This window comes from Mesorhizobium sp. M7A.F.Ca.MR.362.00.0.0 (assembly GCF_004023175.1).
Lineage (GTDB): Bacteria > Pseudomonadota > Alphaproteobacteria > Rhizobiales > Rhizobiaceae > Mesorhizobium.
Genome location: NZ_RZTF01000368.1, coordinates 1 through 4,206 on the forward strand (window position 1 = coordinate 1; position 4,206 = coordinate 4,206).

Below are 4,206 nucleotides of genomic sequence, written 5' to 3' on the forward strand. Positions count from 1 at the left end.
GAACCGGCAGGGACTTCGGCGCGATACCAGGCGCTGGCGATCGGGTCGGTGATGGGCGAGATGCCATCGCCGGCCGCGGCCAAGGCCGGCGCGATGCCGTCAGCGGTCAGCGTTCGGCCGATCAGCGCTTTTTCCGCCGCCCTGGCGCGCATTGGCCGATCCGCCATGCAGCCGAGCGCGATCCGCGCCGAGGTCACGGTGCCATCCGACGACAGTTCCAGAACAGCGGCTATGCTGAGCACAGAGACGCCCTTGGGCTTGACCCTCGACACTTTCAGGAAGCGGAAACTGTCGGCCTTCGGAAGCGTGAAGCTCACGGAAGTGACGACGGCGCGGCTGCCGTCCCGATTGGCCAGAAAAGTCTCGATCGGCGTTTGCCCGTCATCGGTGCCGACCGTCGCATCGAGCGCCAGCAGGGCAACGGCGAAATCGCCATAGGGGGCCGGGGCAAAAAGATTGCCGCCGATGGTCGCCATGTTGCGGATGGCCGGGCCGCCGACGGCGCGAGCGGCCTTGGCGAGCGTGCCGAGCTCCGGATGACTGGCGATCGCCGCCATCGTCACCGAAGCGCCGATGCGGACTTTGCCGCCGGCAACAGCGATGGTGGACAAAGACGGCTCGGTCGACCTGACAAGGCCGGAAACCGAAACATCGCCTTCATTGGCCGCGCGGACGACCAGCGTGCCGCCGCCGAGATAGCGTGTGCCCTGGGCTTTCAGTGCCGCGTTCGCGTCTTTCACCGTTGCAAAGGTCTGCAGTGCCAGCGCCATGGTTTGGCTCCTGTCAGCTCTGGCCGGCGAAATGGCTTTTCAGGGCGTTGAAGCCGCCCTGAAAGACATTCGCGCCCATGCCCTCGGCCAGCTTGTCTGCCTCCTCGGGCGCGGCGTCGAAGCTGGCGGTCCATTCGGCGTAGGTGCGGTCGCCATCGGTCACACGCCGCAGCTGCAGGGTCGCCTTGTGATTGGTCAGCGGTTGCGGCGTCTCAAGGATGGAGTAGCTGACCAGGAAATTCTGATCGGAGAAGTCGAGCAGCTTTTCGCGCAGGCGGGCGCCGCTGGCGAGCTCGAAATTGCGCACGCAGCCGATCGTGGTGGCATCCTTGCCGTCTTCAATGTGGCTCTCCACCATGCGCGGATGCCAGCCCGGCAGCCCGTTGAAGTCGCGTATGCGCGCCCAGACCTTTTCGACCGGCGCGTCGATGACGCTGGATATGGTGACTTTGGCCATTCAAATGTTCCCTTGCGAAAGCGATCCGGTGCAAGGGTAGGGCGGCCATTTCAGCGACGCTTATCAATGCGTCTTGAGCGTGTATCAAGGAGTCTGAAAAACAGTCGACCTTGACTAAACGAGGACAGGCTCAGGCAATCGCCCGCGCGGCCTCGCGGTAGAGCGTCGGCGGCACGCCGACATGGTCGCGGAAAAAACGCGAGAAATTGCCCTGCGTGGTGAAGCCGAGATTGCAGGCGACCGAGATCAGCGGCTCCCGCGACCATTGCAGCTGCCGCACCGCTTCCTCCATGCGCAGCGTGTTCCAGTAGACATTGGGCGTCAGATTGGTCTGTTCCTTGAACAAAGCGAAGAAATGCGGTCGCGACAGGCCGACGCTGCGCGCCACGTCGTCGAAGCAGATGCGCTCGCAGACATTGGCCTTCATCAGCTGGATTGCCTTGCGGACACGGAAATCCTGCATGGTGTTGATGCGGACACGGGCCTCCTGCGGCGCCGAGGCGTCGGCGGCGTCGAGCACGCTATCGATGAAACGCTCGATCTCGTAGTTGGCGATATCGTCGACGCTCTCATTGTCGCTGAGGTGGTCGAGCAGATTGGCGGCGGCCTGATGCAGCCACGGTTCCAGCGTGATCGCGGCTTGTGAAAACAGCGGTGCCGACGAAGGCAGGTCGCGGCGGCGCCGCGCCCAGTCGGGATCGATGTAAAAGGCGAGAAACAGACCGGGCGTCCCGTTTTGCGACAGAACATGGCTGTGCGGCTGGAAGGAGTTGATGCCGGCGGCCGTTCCAGGTCCAAGCCGGACGGTCTCGCGGCCGATGGTCATTTCGCCGGCCGTACCTTCCAGCCAGATGATCAGATGGGCCTCGACATGGGCATGGGTGACGAAGTCGCTTGCGACATTCAGGATAGATACATGTCCGAACCGGCCCCAGTAGAGCCTGATCGCTTCCGTCATGGGTATATCCTCCCGCAGACGACTGGCCTCCCTTCGTCTGCAACAGGGATTGTGCGGCTGAGTTCGGGGCCGCGTCAAGACGCGCGGGGGCGGCGAGGGCGAATGACGGCCGATGCGGCCAGATTTTCAGACTGAGCGATAGGTTTCCTCTCCTCCCACAAGGGAAGAACGCCCCTCAAACCGAAGCCGTCATGCCGCCATCGACATACAGTGTATGGCCGTTGACGAAAGACGATGCGTCGGACGCAAGGAACACGGCGGCGCCGATCAGCTCGTCGACAGCGCCCCAGCGTCCGGCGGGCGTGCGCTTTTCCAGCCAGGCGGAAAATTCCGGATTGTCGACCAGCGCCTGGTTCATCTCGGTGCGGAAATAGCCGGGCGCGATCGCATTGATCTGCAGGCCGTGTTTGGCCCAGTCGGCGCACATGCCCCTTGTCAGGTTACGGATCGCGCCCTTGGTCGCGGTGTATGGTGCGATGTTCGGCCTTGCCAGTTCGCTCTGCACCGAGCCGATGTTGATGATCTTGCCCTTGCCGCGCGGAAACATGTGGCGGGCGACCGCCTTGCCGACATGGAAGGCGCCCGACACATTGGTCTTGAACAGGCGCTCCCATTGCTCCTCGGGAAAGTCCTCGAGCGGGGCGCGGAACTGCACGCCGGCATTGTTGATGAGGATGTCGATGGCGCCGATCTCGGCCTCGATGCGGGCAATGTCCTCGTTGACCGCCTGAAAATCGGTGACGTCGAAGGTCGAGGCGTGCGCCTTGAAGCCGGCATTGCGCAGCTTTTCGACGGCACCGCCGATCCTGGCGGCGTCGCGGCCGTTCAGCACCACGCTTGCCCCATGTTCAGCCATGCCCCGAGCCAGCGCGAAGCCGATGCCCTGGCCGGAGCCAGTCACCAGCGCCAGCCGCCCCTCGAGGCTGAACAGGGAGTTGGCCATCAAACCGTCTTTTGTTTGACCATGATCTCCGGACAAACGGTCCCGTTTGTCCGAGAAAACCGGTTTCCACTTTTCGGGATCATGGTTCTAGTCACTGCGGCGGAAATTGCGGATGCGGTCGAACAGCACCGCCAGCAGGATGGCGCCGCCGATGAACACACCTTGCCAGAAGGCATTGATGCCGAGCAGGCCGAGACTGTTGCGGATCACCTCGATCAGGGCCGCACCGACGATGGCGCCAAAGGCGGTGCCGACGCCGCCAGCCAGATTGGCGCCGCCGATGACGGTTGCGGCGATCACCTGCAGCTCCATGCCGGTGCCGAGATTGGTGGTGACGGCGCCCAGCCAGCCGGTCTGGATGATGCCGGCAATGCCGGCCGACAGCGCCGAGATCATGTAGACGGCAACCTTGATCTGGCGCACCGGAACGCCGGTCAGCGTTGCCGCGTGCTCGTTGCCGCCAATGGCGAAGATGTGGCGGCCGAACTTCGTCCAGCGCAGGATAAAGCCGGTGATCAGCGCCAGAAGGATCATGTAAAGCACCGGATTGGCGATGCCGAACACCCAGGCGCCGCCGCCCAATGACAGAAGCTTGGCGTGGTCCGGCCCGAACTGGAAGACGACCGTGTTGTTGGAGGCGACCATGGCGAGGCTGCGGGCGATCGACAACATGCCGAGCGTCACCACAAAGGATGGAAAGCCGAGATAGGCGATCAGCACGCCGTTGAAGGCGCCAATGGCGAGCGCGGTGGCAATGGAGGCCAGGATGCCGACCTCGATCGAGTAGCCGGCATGCATGGTGACGGCCAGCACCATTGACGACAGGCATAGTACCGAGCCAACCGACAGGTCGATGCCGCCGGTGATGATGACGAAAGTCATGCCGAGCGCGATGATGGCGACGAAGGTGATGTTGCGGGTGATGTTGTAGAGGTTCTTCGAGGTGGCGAAGGCGTCGGTGGCAAACGATAGGAACACGCAGGCAAGGATGACCGCGATCACCACCCAGAAGGTCTGGCTGGCAAACACTCTCGCGGCCAAGGATTGCTGCTTGTGTTCGATCGGCTGGTCCATTGTC

Annotated in this window: 5 protein-coding genes; all 5 read right to left on the reverse strand. The window is 63.2% G+C overall.

The genetic code is table 11. The features are described from left to right. Window positions 1-770 (reverse strand): xanthine dehydrogenase family protein subunit M (locus EOC06_RS30135; protein WP_128309509.1); only part of this gene is annotated, 770 nt, incomplete at its 3' end. A 13-nt stretch (window positions 771-783) separates the two neighbouring features. Next, window positions 784-1,227, reverse strand: a complete 444-nt coding sequence (locus tag EOC06_RS30140; RefSeq protein ID WP_128309510.1) for an SRPBCC family protein — start codon at window positions 1,225-1,227, stop codon at window positions 784-786. 130 nt (window positions 1,228-1,357) lie between these two features. Further along, complete coding sequence (locus EOC06_RS30145; protein WP_127266791.1) at window positions 1,358-2,185, reverse strand: AraC family transcriptional regulator; 828 nt, start codon at window positions 2,183-2,185, stop codon at window positions 1,358-1,360. Window positions 2,186-2,360: 175 nt separating this feature from the next. Beyond that, entirely contained in the window at window positions 2,361-3,128 is a 768-nt protein-coding gene (locus EOC06_RS30150; protein WP_128309511.1) for an SDR family oxidoreductase, read from the reverse strand. Window positions 3,129-3,215: 87 nt separating this feature from the next. Beyond that, window positions 3,216-4,206, reverse strand: a 991-nt coding sequence (locus EOC06_RS30155; protein WP_245470214.1) for an ABC transporter permease, incomplete at its 5' end; no start/stop codon positions are given.

What these genes read in the sequence shown, in the direction of transcription:
- EOC06_RS30140 (WP_128309510.1), bottom strand. Translation starts at nt 1,227, where the DNA reads ATGGCCAAAGTCACCATATCCAGCGTCATCGACGCGCCGGTCGAAAAG.
- EOC06_RS30145 (WP_127266791.1), bottom strand. Translation starts at nt 2,185, where the DNA reads ATGACGGAAGCGATCAGGCTCTACTGGGGCCGGTTCGGACATGTATCT.
- EOC06_RS30150 (WP_128309511.1), bottom strand. Translation starts at nt 3,128, where the DNA reads ATGGCCAACTCCCTGTTCAGCCTCGAGGGGCGGCTGGCGCTGGTGACT.